Here is an 18,889-nt window from a genome sequence, read left to right on the forward strand (position 1 = left end):
CGCCTTCTAACGCCATGAAAAACAAAATCCTGCTCGTCTCGCTTCTATCCTCAATCACATTCGGAGCCGCGCAAGCGCAGGAATTGACCGCTGAGGCGGTCAACAACGCGAATATTGCGGCTGTTCCGCCAGAGCCCGTCCAGCAGCAGGAGAAGCCTTCCCCGGATCCCGCGATCATTCACCTTCAGGTTCTCCTCGATCGCGCCGGCGCTTCCCCGGGCGTGATCGACGGCCTGGACGGAAACAATGTTCGCAAGGCTGTCGCGGGTTTCGAAGCTCTCCAGAGCCTTCCCGTCGACGGGAAAGTCGACCCCGACGTGGTTACGCGTCTGGCGGACGATCAGCATGTCGTCGGTCCATACCAGATCGATCCCGATGATGCTGCAGACATCGTCGCCGAGATTCCAAAGGATTATGCCGAACAGGCCAAGATGGAGCATCTTGGCTTTACCAGCGTCGCTGAAAAGCTCGCCGAGCGGTTCCATATGGACGTGGACCTCGTGCGTGCGCTGAACCCATCGGCGAAATTTGAGGCCGGGGAAACCATCTTGGTCGCTAACATTGGCGCGCCCCGGGCCGGCGTCGTCAAACGGATAGAAGCTCGCCGCAAGGAAGGACAGCTGGTCGCTTACGACGATCAGGATGCTATCGTCGCGGTTTATCCGGCCACGATCGGGAGCGAGGATAATCCTTCGCCCTCCGGCAAGCATAAGGTCAACGGCGTCGCCCGTAACCCGACCTATGAATACAATCCAAAAATCAACTTCCAGCAGGGACAAAACAAGTCCAAGCTCACACTCCCGAGCGGTGCCAACAATCCTGTCGGAACGGTCTGGATCGATCTGTCGGAGCCGACCTATGGCATTCACGGAACGCCGGAGCCGTCGCTGATCGATAAGGCGGGCTCGCACGGTTGTGTGCGTCTCACGAACTGGGACGCCGAGGAACTGGCCAGCATGGTGAAGCCCGGCGTGATGGTCGAATTCGAAGACTAAAGCGTTACTTCGTCACGCGCGCATAGGCGCCCAGAATGAGCCGTTCGGCGCGCAGAAGGTAGGCCTCGAGCATGATGGATGCTTCCTGCGCGCGACCCGCTTCCAGTTCGTTGAGGATCTCGAGGTTCTGGTCGATGAACGGACCATGCAGCAGCTCCGGATCGCGCAGCAGGCCGAAGACGAGCCGCAGTTCCAGCGATATCTGTGCGTAGAAGGCCGAAAGGCGTGAACTGTCCGCGAGTTCGACGACGGCGGAATGGAATGCGATATCGGCAGTCCCGACGCTCAACCAGTCCTTCGTCTCCCGCGAGAGTGCCGCCGCCTCGACGGCCGCCCGCATCTTGGCCACGCCCGGATGGCGCGGATGCGCATTGGCAATTGCCGAGCATTCGATGACCCGCCGGACGCGGTAGATATCGATGATTGTTGCCATGCTGGGCGTCGAAACGAAAACGCCCCGATTGGCTTCGTATCGCAGCAGCCCTTCCTTGGTCAGAATGCGGAATACTTCGCGCAACGTGTTGCGTGATACCTGCATCTCGTCGCTGAGAGTCAATTCTGAAAGATGGCTGCCGGGGGTAAGCCTGCCGGAGATAACCTGATCGCGGATACGACTAGCAACGCTTTCGGCAAGCGTCTGCACCGGCTCGCCCGGACGCGCAATCACTGGACCGTTGCCGTCTGGAACAGAAAGCACGCCTTTATCAGCGCCTTGCAGTTTGCGTTCAGCCAAGCCTTTGCCCCTCGCTCCGGATCTCCTCAATTTTCGGTAAAGCGCTTCGAACCCCTCCACAAGCGAAATGAGCCGAACTCGAACCCGCATGGTCCACTAAACCGTGCAAAACGCGGGTGACGCATCATTATTGCGCATTTGCCTAACTGTAGAGCAACATATAAAAATTGTTCAACACTCTGGACAGCATTGTTCGCCTTTGTTAGCGTCTAGTCAACGAGGATGAGGGCGCGCGGACAGTATGCTGACCATCGACATCAACAGTGACTTGGGCGAGAGCTTCGGCGCCTGGAAGATGGGCGACGATTCCGCCATGCTCGACGTGGTGAGCAGCGCCAACGTTGCCTGTGGTTTCCACGCCGGCGATCCGGCAGGGATTCTCAAGACGGTGAAGGCCGCCGCAGAACGTGGCGTGGCGATTGGTGCGCATGTCGGCTATCGCGATCTGGCAGGCTTTGGCCGTCGCAACATGGATCCTTCGAGCGAAGAACTGATTGGCGACGTGATCTATCAGATCGGCGCGCTGCAGGGCCTGGCCAAGGCGGCCGGCACCCGGGTTACCTATGTGAAGCCGCATGGCGCGCTCTACAATACGATCGCCATCGACGCGCGGCAGGCAGCCGATGTGATCGCCGCAATCCGGGCCATCGATCCTTCGCTGGTGCTGATGGCGCTGGCCGGTTCACAGCTGGTTGAGCAGGCCCGTAGTGCCGGCCTGACCGTCGTTGCCGAGGCCTTTGCCGATCGCGCCTATACGCCGCAAGGCAACCTTGTCTCCCGCCGCGAAAAAGGCTCGGTCCTGCATGATCCCGAACTCGTGGCCCAGCGGATGCTGCGCATGGTCCGCGACGGTGTGATCGAGGCCATCGACGGAACGATGACGCAGATCGATGCGCAGTCCATCTGCGTGCATGGCGACAGCCCAGGCGCAGTCGTGATCGCGCAGCGGCTGCGCGCGCTTCTGGAAAAGTCCGGCCATGCCGTCCAGCCCTTCGCGCCGGCCGTATAACCCGACATGCATATCGCTCCCCCGTCCATGCCTCGTGATACATCCATGCGCTTTCTGCCCGTGCGTGACGACAGCATTCTGGTCGAACTCGCCGATCTGGCCGAGGCGCTGGCGCTGTTCGATGCGCTGGAAACCAACCCAGTCGACGGTATCCGTGAGATCATTCCGGCAGCGCGGACGCTTCTGATCTCCTTTGATCCGAGCGTGATCTCCAACGAAGCGCTGACGGATGCGGTTGCCGCACTCTCGGGTGGCGAGCGCAAGGCGGCGTCCGGCCCGCTGGTCGAAATCCCGGTTCGCTACGATGGCGAAGATCTTGGCGAAGTTGCCGCCATCCTGGGAGTGAGCGTCACTGAAGTCATTCGCATGCATGGCGAAAGCGAGTATGTCGCGGCCTTCACGGGCTTTGCACCGGGTTTCGCCTATCTGTCGGGCGGCGATCCACGGCTCAACGTACCCCGGCGCAAGTCTCCCCGGACACGAGTTCCGGCAGGAGCGGTGGGCCTTGCCGGCGAATTCAGCGGCATCTATCCCAAGACCAGCCCAGGCGGCTGGCAGCTGATCGGCAGGACGCCGCTTGCCATGTTCGATATCGATCGCGCACCCGCCTCGCTTCTCCAGCCGGGAAGTCGCGTGCGTTTTCGCGATATGGCGGCCGACAAAGCCTACGAAGTTTCGGCCCCTGCGAAAACTGCGACTGCTCCTGTCGCGGCAAGCTATTCAAACTGCGCAATCGAGGTTCTGGCCGTCGGCCTGCCGGTCCTGTTTCAGGATCTCGGCCGCGCTGGTCAAGCAAACCAGGGCATCAGCGTATCTGGCGCAGTCGATCGCAGCAGTTTCAAGGCCGCCAACCGCCTCGTCGGCAATCCGGTCGGCACGCCGGCGCTGGAGATCTCGCTTGGCGGCTTCCGTTTTCGCATGCGCGGCCGCGGCGTGATTGCGGTGACGGGTGCATTCACGCCGATCACGATTGTCACCACCTTTGGCCGAAAGCTGTCGGTAGCCCATGGCGAAGCAATCGCGCTCGATGACGGCGACATCGTTTCGCTCGGGCAACCGACAGCCGGCATGCGCTCCTATCTGGCACTGCGCGGCGGCTTTGACGTGACGCCGGTTCTCGGCAGCGCGGCGACGGATACCCTGGCGCAGATCGGGCCTGCAGCACCTGGCGCGGGCGCCGTTATCGGAATTCTCCCACCCGCGCCCGGATCGACTGTTGCTGCGTCAGAACTACCGGCGTTCGACATGCCGGTCGCAGGCGAAACCGTCGTTCTCGACGTAGTGATGGGGCCGCGCACCGACTGGTTCACACAAAGCGCCGTCGAGAATTTCCTGTCCCAGGAATGGTCGGTGACACCGCAATCAAGCCGGGTCGGCATCCGTCTTTCAGGCGAAGCGCTGGAGCGCCAGAACCACGCAGAGTTGCCGAGCGAGGCGACCGTGCGCGGCGCGCTTCAGGTGCCGGCGAGCGGTCAGCCGGTGCTGTTCCTTGCCGATCATCCGCTGACCGGCGGTTATCCGGTCATTGCCAATGTCGCCCGCCATCATCTCGATCTCGCAGGCCAGATCCCTGTCGGAGCGAAGATCCGTTTCAACGCGATCAGCGCCTTCGCTCCCCGGTCCATCTTAGGAAAATACCCATGAAGAAGGTTCTGATAGCTAACCGCGGCGAGATCGCGGTACGGATCATTCGGGCCTGCAAGGATTACGGCCTGACCTCGGTTGCCGTCTACGCGGACGCCGATGCCGATGCGATGTTCGCGGCGCAGGCCGATGAGGCCTATTCCCTGAACGGTGCCACGGCCCGGGAAACCTACCTCGACATCGAGAAGCTGATCGCCGTCGCAAAGCGCTCCGGCGCCGACGCCGTGCATCCGGGATATGGCTTTCTCTCCGAGCGCGCGGAATTCGCAAAGGCTGTCATCGATGCCGGGCTGATCTGGATCGGCCCTGCCCCTCACGTGATCGAGGCGCTCGGCGACAAGCTCCAGGCCCGCGCGATCGCCCAAAAGGTCGGCGCACCGCTGGTTGCCGGTAGCGACGGCGCGATCACCTCGCCTGCCGAGGCCCTGGCTTTCGCACGGCAATTCGGCATGCCGATCGCCATCAAGGCGGCGCATGGCGGTGGCGGACGCGGAATGAAGATCGCGCGCGATCTCGATGAGGTCGAAGAACTGTTCTCATCGGCTACGCGCGAAGCGGTCGCGGCCTTCGGTCGTGGTGAGTGCTACGTCGAGCAGTTCCTGGACCGCCCAAGACATATCGAAGCTCAGGTTCTGGCCGACAGCCACGGCAATGTGGTTGTCGTCGGTACCCGCGATTGCTCGCTGCAGCGTCGTAACCAGAAGCTCGTCGAGGAAGCGCCAGCCCCCTTCCTCTCGGACGAGCAGCGCGAAACGATCCACGCGGCCTCGCGCGATATCTGCGCGGAGGCCGGCTATACCGGTGCCGGCACAGTCGAATTCCTGCTCAGCGCCGATGGCGTCATCTCCTTCCTCGAGGTGAATACCCGCCTGCAGGTGGAACATCCGGTCACCGAAGAGACTACCGGTCTCGACCTCGTCATCGAACAGTTCCGCATTGCCGAAGGCCTGCCGATCAGCGTGACCACGATGCCGGAGCCGCGTGGCCACGCGATCGAATTCCGCATCAATATGGAAGATCCCGGTCGCGGCTTCCTGCCGTCCGCCGGCGAGATCTCGAATTTCACGGCGCCATCGGGGCCGGGCGTACGTCTCGATAGCGGCGTCACGACAGGTTCGGTCATTCCGCCGATGTTCGACTCGCTGGCTGCAAAGCTCGTCGTCTGGGGTGCGACGCGCGATCAGGCCATTGCCCGTGCCCGCCGCGCGCTCAGCGAATTCACGATCGAAGGCGTGCCGTCCGTCCTGCCGTTCCACCGTGCGGTGCTCGATCATGCGGATTTCTCGAGCACGGACTTCCGCGTTCACACGCGCTGGATCGAAACGGATTTCGCCGAGACGCTCGAAGACGCTGCCCGCCCTGCCCCGGCATCCGCCAGCGGGCTTCTTCGCGGCCATGTCGAGATCGACGGCAAACGTGTCGAGATCGGCATTCCCGATAATTTCCTTCGCCTGCTAGGCCAGATGCCTGCGACGGCATCGAGCGCCGGACCGGACGCTGCCGAGAATGATGCCGGCGCTGTTCGCGCCTCGGTTCCAGGCCTGCTCGTGCAATGGAATGTCGAGGATGGCGCAGCCGTCCGTGAAGGCGAGGTTGTTGCCATGATGGACGTGATGAAGATGGAAACCGCCGTCACCGCACCTGTTAACGGTATCATCAGCCTACTGGCAAAGGCCGGATCCTCCCAGACTGCCGGCGCAGTCATTGCCCGTATCGCCCCGGACGACCCCGGAACCACTAGCAAGACGGAGACGCGGACATGAGCATGACCGAAAACAGCAAGCCGCTCCTGTCGGTCGAACGCCTGAGCGTCGAATTCGGCGCGAGCCGCGTCGTCGACGACCTATCCTTTACCGTCGAGGCCGGCCAGACGGTCGCGGTCGTCGGCGAGTCCGGTTCGGGCAAGTCGGTGACCTCGCTGTCGACCATGCGTCTCGCCGACATGATGGGTGCGAATTATGCGTCCGGTCGTATCATGTTCAACGGCCGCGACCTGTTGCAAGCTAGTCAGAAAGAGATGCGGTCGGTCCGCGGCAAGGAGATCGCCATGATCTTCCAGGAGCCGATGACCTCGCTCAACCCGGTCTTCACCATCGGCGACCAGATCTGCGAAGTGCTTGTCCTGCACGAGAAGATGAGCAAGAGCGCGGCCCTGACTGAGGCCGGCCGGCTGCTCGACATGGTGCGACTGCCCGACTCTGAAGAACTTCTGACCCGCTATCCGCACCAGCTTTCCGGTGGCATGCGGCAGCGTGTGATGATCGCGATGGCGCTTGCCTGCCGCCCGAAGCTGCTGATTGCCGACGAGCCGACGACTGCGCTTGATGTCACCATCCAGGCGCAGATCCTCAACATCATGCGCGATCTGCAGAAGACCCTCGGCATGGGCATGGTGTTCATCACCCATGACATGGGCGTCGTTGCCGAAATGGCAGACCATGTCGTCGTCATGTGGAAGGGTAAGAAAGTCGAGGAAGGCCCGGTTCGCGAGATCTTCGCCAACCCGCAGCACCCCTATACCCAGGCCCTGCTTTCCGCAGTGCCGAAGCTCGGCAGCATGACGGGAGAGGCTTTCCCCAAGCGTCTGCCGCTGACCATTTTGCAGGATGGCAAGCCGACCGTCGTCGGCGAGGAGCGGATCCAGGACACGGTCAAGAATGGCGCAACGCCGCTCCTGTCGGTCAAGGATCTCTACGTCCGCTTCGACATCAAGAAAAACCTGTTCGGCAAGGCCACCCATCGCTTGAGCGCCGTGCAGAAAGTGAGTTTCGACATCAACCCCGGTGAGACGCTGGCACTGGTTGGCGAAAGCGGATCGGGCAAGTCGACGATCGGCCGGACAATCCAGCAGCTTCAGTCTGCCATGTCGGGCGACATCGCCTTCAACGGTCGCACGTTCTCGTCCATGTCGGCTGCCGAGCGCTTCCGCCTGCGCCAGGATGTGCAGTACATTTTCCAGGATCCCTTCGCCTCGCTCGATCCGCGCAAGACCGTCGGCTTCTCGATTGCAGAGCCGATCAACACCCACAGCCTGATCTCCGACTCAAAGGCTGTCCGCCGCCGCGTCGACGAACTTCTGGAACGTGTCGGCCTCACCTCCGACGTGGCAACCCGTTACCCGCACGAGTTTTCCGGCGGCCAGCGGCAGCGCGTCTGCATTGCCCGCGCGCTTGCCTCCGATCCGAAGCTGATCATTGCCGACGAAGCGCTGTCGGCGCTCGACGTGTCGATCCAGGCACAGATCATCAACCTGTTCATGGATCTGCAGGCCGAACGCGGTCTCGCCTACCTGTTCATCAGCCATGACATGGCCGTCGTCGAGAAAATGAGCCACCGCGTCGCGGTTCTGTTTCTTGGCCAGATCATGGAACTTGGCTCACGACGCCAGGTTTTCGAAACGCCTGCCCACGATTACACCCGTCGCCTTCTGTCCGCGGTACCGGTCGCCGATCCGACCGTTGCCCGCCAGTCGGCGATGATCGAGGGCGAAATTCCCAATCCGGTGAGGCGCGTCGGTGACGAGCCCGCCATCCTCGTGCACGAGGAAATTAATCCAGGCCACTTCGTCGCGAAGAGCGCCTGAAACCAGCGACACAATCGCAACCATCTGAAGAGGAACAGATCAATGACAACAATCAAACGGGGACTGAAGGCGACCGCAGTGGCGCTTGCGCTCTCGACTGCCTTTGCGTCGGCGCCTGCCTTCGCTGCCGGAAAGCTGACCATTTCGAGCCCGCAGGATCCGGGCAGCTGGGATCCGATCGATACGTTTCTCGTGCAGTGGGCAGCCGTTGCCACCAACATCTTCGACGGACTGACCTATCGTGGTCCGGACCTGAAGCTGGTTCCGGGTCTGGCTGAATCCTGGGAAGAACTCGACGAAGGCAAGCGCATCCGTTTTAAGCTGCGCCAGAACGTGAAGTTCCACAACGGCGAGCCCTTCAACGCAGCCGCCGTCAAGTTCACCTTCGAGCGCCTTCTCGGCGAACAGGGTGCCAAGGGTCCGCAGCGTTCGAACTACATCTCGATCGAGAGCATCGACGTCATCGACGACTATACGGTTGACCTGAAGCTCAAGGCTGCCGATCCGGTTCTTCTGACCAAGCTTGCCGGTTACGGTGCCATGATCGTTCCGCCGAAATACATCCAGGAAAAGGGTGAGGACAATTTTAACCTCAACCCGGTCGGCACGGGCGCGTTCAAGTTCGTGTCCTACCAGCCCAAGGTCGATATCAAGCTCGAAGCGAACGCCGACTATTGGGGCGGTGCGCCGAAGCTGTCGGAACTCCAGTTCCGCTTTATCGCAGAACCCTCGACCGCCGTTGCCGAACTTCAGGCCGGTCGCGTCGATCTGGTCATCCCGCCGACCATTCCGATCGGCATGCTGCCGGTCATCGAAGGCGACAACAAGCTGGAAATCGTTTCCGTTCCCGGCCCGACCGTCGATGCGCTGCGCTTCAACACCCGCGACGGCATCACCGCCGACCCGAAGGTGCGCAAGGCGATCATCATGGCTGTCGATCGCGGCACGATCGTCAAGTCGATCCTCGCCGGCCAGGCCTCAGAGATCACCAGCTTCCAGAGCGCGCTTTCCTTCGGCTTCGATCCAGACTTGAAGGCAATCCCTTACGATCCGGCGGGCGCCAAGAAGCTGCTTGCCGAAGCCGGCGTGAAGACGGGTGCGACGCTGCAGATCGATATCCGCGGCAATGATGCGACGATGAACGAAGTGGCACAGGTCATTTCGAGCTACCTGTCGATGGTCGGCATCACCGCCACCATCAAGCCTTATGAGACCAACGTTCTCCTGAACGACATCATCCCGCAGGGCAAGACCGGCGCGATGTTCCAGCAGAAGTGGGGCGGCTGGACCTTCGACTACGACAACACCGCCTATTCGATGTACCACTCTGGCGAAAAGTGGAACCCGTACGATAAGGACGAAAAGCTGGACAAGCTGCTGGAATCGCAGCGTCCGCTGACCGACCGTGCGGCCCGCGAAAAGATCCTGCGGGAAGTCGGCGCCTATGCGTCGGAACGCGCGCTGGAACTGCCGCTCTACAACAGCAACGCCATCTTCGGCATCAACAAGCGGGTCAAGGGCTTCATCGCGCCCCCGGACAACCGCCTGAAGCTGACCGACGTCACCGTCGAGTAGTCATCTGAAAAGCCACCCCGCCCGGGCCAACCCGGGCGGGGCCGAACTTCTCCTTAAGGACAACACAGTGGCCGGTTTCCTCATCAAGCGAATGCTACAGGCAATTTTCGTCGTCATCGCCATCACGCTCATCGTCTCGTTCGCCATTCGCCTGACCGGTGATCCGGCCGTCACGATGTTCCAGGGCGGCGGCAGCATGACGGAAGACGATCTGGCGCGCATTCGCGCAGCGCTCGGAACCGACCAGCCGTTCCTCGTCCAGTACTGGACGTTCATGAAGGGGCTGGTCACGCTCGATTTCGGTCGCAGCTTTTCCGGCGGCACGTCGGTCTCGATGCTGATCGGCAATGCCCTGCCGGCGACCCTGCTGCTCGCCTTTATCTCGATGTTCGTGTCGATCGCGCTTTCGATCCCGCTCGGCATCAAGGCTGCCACCTCGCGCGGCAAGGCTGCCGACCAGGCCATCCGCATCTTCTCGCTGATCGGCCTGTCGTTTCCGAATTTCTGGCTCGCCACCATGCTGGTCCTCTTGTTCTCCATCACGCTCGGCTGGCTGCCACCAAGCGGCATGTCGGGCTTTTCGAGCTATGTCATGCCGGCCGTCACCATGGGCGTGATCCTGACCGCGACGAATGTGCGTCTTGTCCGCACCTCGATGCTGGAAACGCTGCAGTCGCAATACATCATGGTCGCGCGCGCCAAAGGCTTGAGCGAGAGCAAGGTTCTCTACAAGCACGCGCTGCGCAACTGCGCCATTCCGCTGATCACCTATTTCGGCCTGCAGTTCGGTGGCCTGCTCGGCGGCATCGTCGTCATCGAGCGTGTCTTCAACTGGCCGGGACTGGGCACGCTTGCCTTCGACGCCGTCGGCGCCCGCGACTTTCCCGTGCTTCAGGCCGTCATCACCGTTCTGTCGCTGATGATCGTCGGCATCAACCTTCTGGTCGACATCGCCTATGGCCTCGTCGATCCCCGCATCCGCACGGAGTAACCGGCAATGGCAACAAAAACCTCTAGCCGGTGGCGCTTCGCAAGCCTCGAATTCGTTCTCGGCATGTCCCTCACCGTCGTCATCTGCCTCGCAGTGCTGTTTTCCGACCTGCTGTTTCCGGGCGGCGCCGACAAGATCGACCTGATGGCGCGGCTCGCCAAACCCTTTGCGACCGCCGCTCATCCGTTCGGAACCGATCCGCTGGGCCGCGACGTGCTGGCGCGTGTCGTTGCCGGCGGAAAGATCTCGCTCCTGGTCGGCTTCACCTCCGTCATCGGCGCCGTCGTCTTCGGCGTGCTGGTAGGCCTGATCGCCGGCTATTACCGCGGTTTCTGGGACATGCTGGTGATGCGTTTTGCCGACCTGCAGCTCGCGATGCCGTTCATTCTGCTCGCTATCACATTCATCGCCATCGTCGGCGGAAGCCTGACCAACACGATCATCCTTCTGATTGTGTCGCAATGGGTGCAGTATGCCCGTCTGGTACGGGGCTCGGTGCTGACGCTGAGGGAGCGCGAGTTCGTCCTCTCGGCCCGCGCGATCGGGGTGAAGGACTGGCGCATCATCATCCAGCACCTGCTGCCGAACCTGATCGGACCGGTGATCGTTCTGATGACGCTCAATGTCGCCAACAACATTCTGCTCGAAAGCAGCCTGACCTTCCTCGGCCTCGGCGTCGATCCCACCATTCCAAGCTGGGGCGGCATGCTGGCCGATGGCCGAACCTATCTGCAGACCGCATGGTGGGTCAGCGTCTTCCCGGGCCTTGCGATCCTGCTCACGGTGCTCGGGCTCAACCTCCTCGGAGACTGGCTGCGCGACAGCCTCGATCCGACCGGCCGCACGTCCCGCTAACCAGCACGGCATTCAACAAGGGTTAAGCGTCATGACTTCGATCTTTGAAACCAAACTGGAGCGTACGCTCAACACGCTGGTTGCAAGCGCTGCGCCCGGCCAGTCCATCGAGGCCTGGACATTCGACGACACGAAGAGCCGCCGCGCTGCAGAACAGGCGCTGAAGGACAAAGGCGTCACGGCGCGGATCCGCAGCGGCTACAAGCCGCTTCTGTTCGCGTTTCTGGAAGAGATCGACCTTGAAGGCGTCACCGCGATCGAGGTGCGCTACCCGATCCATGCCAACGCCCCCGCCAACCGTTTCCGGCTCGAAGCCTATCCGCTTGCGGCACTTGTCGGAGATGCCAAGATCGACTTCATTGCCCGCGACGATGACGAACTGGTCTACGACGTCACTCTTACGCGTAAGGGCGAGACGGAAACGCTGAAGGTTCAGGCGCCGAACCGCGTGCATACCGATGCGGTCGGGGAAACCAATCTTTCCCCGACCGGCTGGATCAGCCGCGATGGCGCCACCGGCGAGCGCTTGGAGACGGATTACGAGCGCCTGTTCGGCCTTGCAATCGAGGCGATCGCATACCACGACTGGGGCAACGAAGAACCCTATTTCGAAGAACTCAACATCGCCGTTTCCCATCCGGCGGAAGACATGCCGCTGGCGGTTGGCGACGAAGTCGTCAGCCTTCGCGAGGCGCTGCACGAGGACTTCTATTTCTCGCTGCTGGAATTCTTCCAGAAGAAGTCCGGCCGTCCGCTCGGCGACCGTGGCCTGAAGCCCGGCCAGATCGTGCCGGAGATCGTGCGCAGCAACGGTGAGATCAGCGTGCGTGTCGAAACCCGGCCGCTGAGCACAGGTTTCCAGGATGGCCCGGAACAGGCAATCGACACGGCCAGCGAGCCACCGGCCGTGTCGCAGATGTCGAGACTGCTGTCGGAGATCGGCGGAGAGGAATTCGATGCCCGGTCGCGCTCCGGCCGCGTTCTCTCGGCGCGTTACGTCAGAGGCAGCGACGCGGCGGTCATGATCAGCGGCGGCCAGCATCCGAACGAGACGACCGGCATTGTCGGCGCGATCCGCGCTGCCCGTGCGCTCAAGCAGCGTGCCGGCGCCCATTTCACCATCTCGCCGATCGAGAACCCGGATGGCTACGCGCTGCACCAACGCCTGCGTGTCGATAACCCGCGCCACATGCATCACGCCGCCCGCTACACGGCGCTCGGCGACGATCTCGAATACCGGACGTTGGAAAACTCCGGCGCGCATCTGAACGAGAAGGCAATCCGCTTCACGGCGCAGGAACTGAGCAAGGCCCAGCTGCATATCAACCTGCACGGCTATCCGTCGCATGAATGGACGCGGCCGCTCTCCGGCTACGTGCCGCGCGGTTTTGGCATGTGGACGCTGCCGAAGGGTTTCTTCCTGATCATGCGCCACCACGCCGGCTGGACGCAGCAGGCCGAAGCCATACTCGACCACGTCACCCGCCATCTCGGCGCAATTCCAGGCATTCTCGATTACAACAATCGCCAGATCGCACTCTACGAAACCCATGCCGGCGAGACGGGTTTCCGCATCATCAACGGCTTCCCGTGCCTGTCGTCCGTCGACGATCGCCATACCGTACCGCTGACGCTGATCACCGAATATCCTGACGAGACTATCTACGGCGACGATTTCGTCACGGGCCATACGGCGCAGATGGAGACGGTGATCTCGGCCTACGATGTCTGGCAGACGCTTAACGCCTGTACGGCGTAAGGTGACAGGCTCCCGGCGCTGCGTCTAGTTCGTTGCAGGCGGTTCGGTTACCCGATCTCGCCTGATCGCCTCTGAAAAGTCCTCGGACATGCCCGCCGCCTTGGCTTTCTCGGCAATATGGGACTGCTTCCTAAGCACCGCCATCGGGGACCCAGTGTCGAGGATGCCCTGATCGTAGGCGTATTCGGGTAGATAGCCGTTCACATACAGCCGCCAGTCGAGAGGGACCGTGCCTCCAAGCGTTCTGACGATGGCCACAACCGCAGTCGTGCAGTTCGTCATCAGCGAGTTGTACCATTGCGGCTGGCGGGACAGCTTGTTTGCATCCTCGACATAGGCGACCAGAAGATTGCGTGCCGTCTGTGGCAGGACGTTCACCCGGTAGAGCTGGACGTCCTCACCGCGCACAATAGAGCGAACCCCGATGATATCCCGCTCCTCTGCCGCGACGATCACAAGCGGATTGCTCTTGAAGAGATCCGCAATCGGCGAAAACGCGCCTCCGCGCTTGCGGCGGACCTCGACGGACCAGGCGACGTGCTTGCCATTCGAGAAGCCGAAGCTGACCAGCATGTGGCCCATCAGCGGTCCCGACCAGTAGGACATGAAGAGATCAACCGACGTCAGCGTCGTCAGATCATACGTCTTCGTTTCCCAGTTTTCGGTGAAATCGGTATCGCTTCTCCAGGTAAAGTCCCGCACACCGTTCAGGGTCAACGTGTCGCCCGAAATCGTTCCGGTGACCTGTCGCGCAACGTCCGGCGACCAGTCCCCTACCGCTGGGGGCGCGAGCGTGAACCACCACGAAAGCACGATCGCGAAGGCCACCGAGAACACGCCCGTTGGAGCCCGCCATCGGTGGCAGATCACAGAGACGATGGTCCAGACACCGAGAGCGGCAAACAGCGCAGCGAACACCGCTCTTGCCGGGAGTGGCAATGGCAGACGGTACCACAGTGCCAGCGATGACCACGCCGAGACGAGTAGAATGACGATGAAAACGCCCGTCAGGGCGAGGAAGTGGAATGCTCGGCGCAAATCGGTGTCTCTCGGTTCAACACACGCAACATAGGGTGACAATCGACAAGTGCGACCACGCACGGACACAAGAATGAGAGATAAGGATCAAGCATCCTTCCCTGGTCTATCGCCAGAAACCGCAAGCTCAGCGCCCGCCGACGACCGCGCCTGCCAATCTGAACGGACTTGAAATGACCGATGCCGCGACGTCGAAGACGAAGGCGCCCGCCTCCGGCACCGAAACCGCCCCGCCACCCGCCTGCGCAAGCTGCGGACCCAGTTGTGCGAGATTGGCGTACCGGTCGTGCCCGACCCCATCTGCTGCCTTGACCGACGAGATGTCGATGATCCGCAGACCATAGCGCAAGGCTGCGTCGCGCACCGAAGGGCTATCAACATTGAGCGATCCCGCGCGCGGTTTCTCCCCGCTGATGAAACTGGAGATCTTGAGCGCCTTGTCGTCCTTGGAAACAAACAGCGTGATGGGGGTACGCATCCGACCGACGACCTCCAGCTGCGACCTGAACAGATCGTCGTCAATGTCTGGAGCCGCGAGCACGACGACCAACTTGTCGAGGACGTCGCCGCGGCCTTCAAGCTTCAGCTGGCGAAGCGTTTCCATGATCAGGAACCCGCCGATGCTATGCCCGAACAGGATGACCCGTTTCACATCGCGTTTGGCTGCCATCGATTTGACGAGCCAGACCAGGGTGTCACGCGAAGCGAGGGCCGCGTCACGATCCGCGAGATATCCGGCAAGGGATCCCTGCGACGGCCAGGAGAAAAGGACCGGCCTTCCATCCGTCTTGGAATCGGCGGCGACCTGCGCGAGCCGGTACAGACCCTCCTGGAACGTATAGTTATACCCGTGGACAAAGATGCCAACCGCCCCATCCTTGTTGGGCGCGTCCGCCAACGCCAGAAACTGTTTTTGGTCGAGAGAGCGTCTTTCGGAAACAACCATGTCCGTCGACGCGTCGGGTCTACCGACAGGCCATTCGATCTTCGGCGGCCGGTGCGAGGGCGGGATTGCGACCGTGAACGTTTCGAAGGCCGGATCTGCGTTACGGCGGGACGAGTATCCGTCGCCGTCCCGCGACCGGTTCGTCGCAGTAAGGACGGTAAGCTGACGGCTGGATGCCGGGTTGACCGCGACCGGATCGAGAACAGAGGCCGAAGGCCTGTTGGCACAGGCAACGAGCTGAGCGGACACGATCGCGATAATCGCAGCCGAGATCCATCGCCGCGTCAATACGGAATACTGCATCGTAACCAGCGACTTTCGAAAGGTGAATGGTGCCGGTTGATGCCACGAAATGTTGCCGAACTCAACTGGCTGAAATCCACGCTAAATTCGCCTGCACCACCTGGCCAGTCGACCGGAACGCGAGTGCATCATTCAAGCGGAGAGATCCGAGGCAGGCCAGGATTTGCAGGCCCCGGACGGTGTTGCCACGGTCCGGGGTCTGGTCTTTGTTACACACGGCGAATTCATGGCCGGATTAGGCTGCTTGAGCCAGTCAGTCAGCGATTTTCACGATCAGCTTTCCGAAATTGCCGCCGGTGAGCATACCGATGAAAGCCTCCGGCGCACGTTCGAGGCCGTCAACGATATCTTCCCGATACTTTATGTCGCCGGACGCGACGCGCGGGCCAACCTCATCGAGGAAGTCTCCAAAGTGGCTGATGAATTCAGTCTGGATGAAGCCGCGGATGAGAAGGCTGCGCCTCAGAACCGCCGACATGGTGATCGGAAGCCTGTCCGTGTCCGCAGATCCGGCGCCATTGTAGTGCGCGACAAGCCCGCAGACGGGGACACGGGCAAACTGGTTCAGCAGCGGCAGGACGGCGTCCCAAACGTGCCCGCCGACATTTTCGAAATAGACATCGACGCCGTCAGGACATGCAGCAGCAAGATCGGACGCAAAATCTTGCGAGCGGTGATCGACAACGGCGTCAAAGCCGAGGCCATCTTTCACATACGCACATTTGTCCGGTCCACCGGCAATCCCGACTGCCCTCGCCCCGGCAAGTTTCGCAAGCTGGCCGACCAGCGAACCGACAGGCCCGGAGGCAGCGGCGACAACGACGGTCTCGCCTTGCTTCGGCTTCCCGATGAACTTCATTCCGCTCCAGGCGGTGGAGCCTGGCATTCCCAGCACGCCGAGTGCCGTCGTCAGCGGTGCGCCGTGCGTTTCGACACGCGTCAGGGTATCTCCGTGGACAACCGCATTGGTCGTCCATCCGGTCCGAGCACGAACGATATCGCCGGGCGAAAAGGCTGTGTGGCGCGACTTCACCACTTCGCAGATCGTCTCGCCTTCCATAACGCCATCAATGGGAACGGGCGCTGCATAAGACTTTGCGTCGCTCATGCGACCGCGCATGTAAGGGTCGAGCGAAAGATAGAGGCATCGCAAGGTGACCTCTCCTTCTGCGGCTTCCGGAAGTTCGAAATTCTCGATGCGGAAATTCTCAGCCTCGGGCTGACCGGTCGGTCGGCTTGCCAAGACGATGCGGCGAATGGCGGTCATCCTGTGTGTCTCCTTGTCGTTGTCGACTCCCGGGTGAAGTAGTCGGCGGCACCGATTTGCCAAGGCCGAACCGCGATGGGCGATTAATTTGCTGCCACAAGCTTTCGTGGGGCAGCACAGGTCGGAATTGTGATTTGGACGGACAGACCACCGGCCGGTCTGTTTTCTGCCTTTGCGCCCCCGCCGTGCCATTCCGCCGCACGCCGGGTAATGGCAAGCCCAAGGCCGAAGCCGGAACGGGTGGTGACGGTTGAACTTTGCGAAAACGGCTTGAAGATCGCCTCCAGTTCCGTCTCCGGCACACCCTCGCCGTCGTCCTCGACGGTCACGATCAGCTTCCGGTCCAAAACCTTGGACGTCACACGGACAGCGGTGCTTGGTCCCGTGTGGGTGATGGCATTGCGGATGACATTTTCCAGCGCGCGGTAGATCAGCTCGCCGTTGACGGAAGCCACGAATGTGTCGACGCCCTCATACTGGACGGTTACCCCGCGCGCCTGTCCCTCGAAGCCGGCATCGTCCACAATCTCACGCAGGAGATCGACAAGGTCGAGCGTCTGCCGCTCGAACCTCGGTGTGTCGCGATCCGAAAGCCGAGCGAGAGTCAGGATCTCGCCCACCAGTTCGTCGAGCCGCTCGACCTCACGGCTCATTCGCTCGATCATCACCGCGAGGCGCACCGGGTTTTGCTGCAGAACGCCGATAGCGGCTTGCAGACGCGATAAAGGCGAGCGCAGTTCGTGCGAAATATCGTGGAACAGCTGCTGCTGAGCCATCTGGAGCTCCTGCAACCGGGCAGCGGTGATATCCAGATCGTGCGCCAGCGACGCGATCTCGTCGCGTTTGGCGCCGATCTTGTGGGCGATCCGCACATCCAGTTCTCCCCTGGCAAGCGAGCGCAGCCCATAGCGCAGCTGCTCGACCGGGGTAATGAAATAGCGGGCGAGCCAATAGGCCGCAGCTGCTGCCGCCAGAAGGGCTGCCAGCCACGGAACAGCCCGAGGCCAGGTTTTAGCCATCATGCTCGGCGCTGCGCCGGCAATTTCCAGGCGATAACACTCTCCGTCGCGCACGGCGGTCCGAACGAGCGCCTCCTCATTTTGTTCGGCACAATCGATCGCCGGCCCGTCGGTCGTGACGGTAACCGGGATGTCGCGACCGGTCCGCCGAACCGCCGCCACCAGCCTGGCCGTCGCCTCCAGGCCATCCGACTGGAGCACCTGAGCTGCGGTCTCCAGCGTCAGGCTAAGTTCCCGGCCAGCAACCTCCTCCTCGAACGGTGATTGGAACAGCGTGCTGATCGCAAACAGGATCGCAATCGAGCCGGCCATGGCCAACCAGACGACGGTGAAGAATTTCCAGAACAGGCGATGCATGGTCAGCCTTCCAGCAACTGGTAGCCGCGGCCGCGCACGGCCTGGATCCAGGGCTGCCCATCCGGGCGGGCGCCGAGTTTCTGCCGGATGCTGCTGATGTGGACGTCGATCCGGCGATCGAACGCGGTAAGCGGCTTGGCAAACGCCCGCAACGATATCTCCTGCTTGGAGACGAGCTGGCCGGAGGAGCGGGCAAGCACTTCCAGCAGGCTGAACTCGGTTCCGGTCAGTTCCAGGGGTGCCGCCCGCCACATCGCCCTGCGGTTCGACGGATAAAGCACCAATTCGCCCGTCCTGATCTCGTTGACGGTGCCGTCCCGCTCGGTTCGGCCCGAGCGGCGCAGGATGGCGCGAATGCGCGCAGCGAGTTCCCCCGGCGAACAGGGCTTTGAGACGTAATCGTCTGCGCCGAGATTGAGGCCGGCGATGCGGTCGATATCGTCTCCCCGCGCCGTCAGCATCAGCACCGGCACGTCGCTCACCTGCCGGATCTTGCGGAGAACCTCGATGCCGTTCATCCGCGGCATCATGATGTCGAGCACGATCAGATCGGTCGAGGAGGACATGGCCTCGGCCACGCCGACGCGACCATCCGCGGTCGTTTCGACGGCGAAACCTTCCTCTGTCAGATACTCGCCCAGCAGGTTGGTCAGCTCGGCATCGTCATCGATCAATAGTAGCTTGTTCATGCCCTGCTCTTGCTCCTTCGATAACTTCAGCTTTACGACCTTGAGGCTGCGAAGACAGCAGTTTTACCTAACTTAACCTGCTCTTGACCGACATTAACATGGCTATCCCTATACTGCGGCCTTCAG

The 18,889-nt window shown here is 61.7% G+C and carries 15 protein-coding genes; 9 read left to right on the forward strand and 6 right to left on the reverse strand.

Annotated features, from left to right (window positions below):
* Positions 1-14 precede the first annotated feature (14 nt).
* Positions 15-995 (forward strand): L,D-transpeptidase family protein, encoded by a 981-nt coding sequence (locus AC0JZ8_RS22410; RefSeq protein ID WP_471893611.1) that lies wholly within the window; start codon positions 15-17, stop codon positions 993-995.
* 4 nt (positions 996-999) lie between these two features.
* Here AC0JZ8_RS22410 and AC0JZ8_RS22415 read toward each other — a convergent pair whose 3' ends face one another.
* The gene (locus tag AC0JZ8_RS22415) at positions 1,000-1,662 is read right to left on the reverse strand and encodes a GntR family transcriptional regulator (RefSeq protein WP_471893863.1); all 663 of its coding nucleotides are present in this window, start codon (positions 1,660-1,662) and stop codon (positions 1,000-1,002) included.
* Between the two features lie 307 nt (positions 1,663-1,969).
* On the opposite strand from AC0JZ8_RS22415, the gene AC0JZ8_RS22420 reads away from it, so the two are divergent.
* The 8 genes from AC0JZ8_RS22420 to AC0JZ8_RS22455 all read left to right on the forward strand — a co-directional run bounded on the left by AC0JZ8_RS22420 (position 1,970) and on the right by AC0JZ8_RS22455 (position 13,144).
* Positions 1,970-2,737: a LamB/YcsF family protein gene (locus AC0JZ8_RS22420; protein WP_471893612.1), complete on the forward strand. Its 768-nt coding sequence runs from the start codon at positions 1,970-1,972 to the stop codon at positions 2,735-2,737.
* 45 nt (positions 2,738-2,782) lie between these two features.
* A complete protein-coding gene (gene pxpB, locus AC0JZ8_RS22425) occupies positions 2,783-4,381 on the forward strand; it encodes a 5-oxoprolinase subunit PxpB (protein ID WP_471893613.1) in 1,599 nt (532 codons plus the stop codon).
* The gene (locus tag AC0JZ8_RS22430) at positions 4,378-6,144 is read left to right on the forward strand and encodes an acetyl/propionyl/methylcrotonyl-CoA carboxylase subunit alpha (protein ID WP_174197640.1); all 1,767 of its coding nucleotides are present in this window, start codon (positions 4,378-4,380) and stop codon (positions 6,142-6,144) included. Before pxpB ends, AC0JZ8_RS22430 begins: the two co-directional genes overlap by 4 nt.
* A 2-nt stretch (positions 6,145-6,146) precedes the next feature.
* Entirely contained in the window at positions 6,147-7,964 is a 1,818-nt protein-coding gene (locus AC0JZ8_RS22435; RefSeq protein WP_471893864.1) for an ABC transporter ATP-binding protein, read from the forward strand.
* Between the two features lie 42 nt (positions 7,965-8,006).
* Positions 8,007-9,539, forward strand: a complete 1,533-nt coding sequence (locus tag AC0JZ8_RS22440; RefSeq protein ID WP_471893614.1) for an ABC transporter substrate-binding protein — start codon at positions 8,007-8,009, stop codon at positions 9,537-9,539.
* 67 nt (positions 9,540-9,606) lie between these two features.
* Positions 9,607-10,530, forward strand: a complete 924-nt coding sequence (locus AC0JZ8_RS22445; RefSeq protein ID WP_209899138.1) for an ABC transporter permease — start codon at positions 9,607-9,609, stop codon at positions 10,528-10,530.
* Between the two features lie 6 nt (positions 10,531-10,536).
* Positions 10,537-11,385 (forward strand): ABC transporter permease, encoded by an 849-nt coding sequence (locus AC0JZ8_RS22450; protein WP_062459423.1) that lies wholly within the window; start codon positions 10,537-10,539, stop codon positions 11,383-11,385.
* 31 nt (positions 11,386-11,416) lie between these two features.
* Positions 11,417-13,144, forward strand: coding sequence for a M14 family metallopeptidase (locus tag AC0JZ8_RS22455; RefSeq protein WP_471893615.1), 1,728 nt, complete (start codon positions 11,417-11,419; stop codon positions 13,142-13,144).
* Positions 13,145-13,168: 24 nt separating this feature from the next.
* Here the strand turns inward: AC0JZ8_RS22455 and AC0JZ8_RS22460 are convergent, their stop codons facing one another.
* From AC0JZ8_RS22460 to AC0JZ8_RS22480, 5 genes are all read right to left on the reverse strand, one after another.
* Positions 13,169-14,182: an Lnb N-terminal periplasmic domain-containing protein gene (locus AC0JZ8_RS22460; protein WP_471893616.1), complete on the reverse strand. Its 1,014-nt coding sequence runs from the start codon at positions 14,180-14,182 to the stop codon at positions 13,169-13,171.
* 127 nt (positions 14,183-14,309) lie between these two features.
* Complete coding sequence (locus AC0JZ8_RS22465; protein WP_062459413.1) at positions 14,310-15,431, reverse strand: alpha/beta hydrolase; 1,122 nt, start codon at positions 15,429-15,431, stop codon at positions 14,310-14,312.
* A gap of 253 nt (positions 15,432-15,684) precedes the next feature.
* Positions 15,685-16,698, reverse strand: a complete 1,014-nt coding sequence (locus AC0JZ8_RS22470; protein ID WP_471893617.1) for an NADP-dependent oxidoreductase — start codon at positions 16,696-16,698, stop codon at positions 15,685-15,687.
* 83 nt (positions 16,699-16,781) lie between these two features.
* Positions 16,782-18,074 (reverse strand): HAMP domain-containing sensor histidine kinase, encoded by a 1,293-nt coding sequence (locus AC0JZ8_RS22475; protein ID WP_062578202.1) that lies wholly within the window; start codon positions 18,072-18,074, stop codon positions 16,782-16,784.
* Positions 18,075-18,076: 2 nt separating this feature from the next.
* Positions 18,077-18,763: a response regulator gene (locus AC0JZ8_RS22480; protein WP_113111543.1), complete on the reverse strand. Its 687-nt coding sequence runs from the start codon at positions 18,761-18,763 to the stop codon at positions 18,077-18,079.
* Positions 18,764-18,889 lie beyond the last annotated feature (126 nt).

It is taken from the genome of Velazquezella soli (assembly GCF_977018685.1).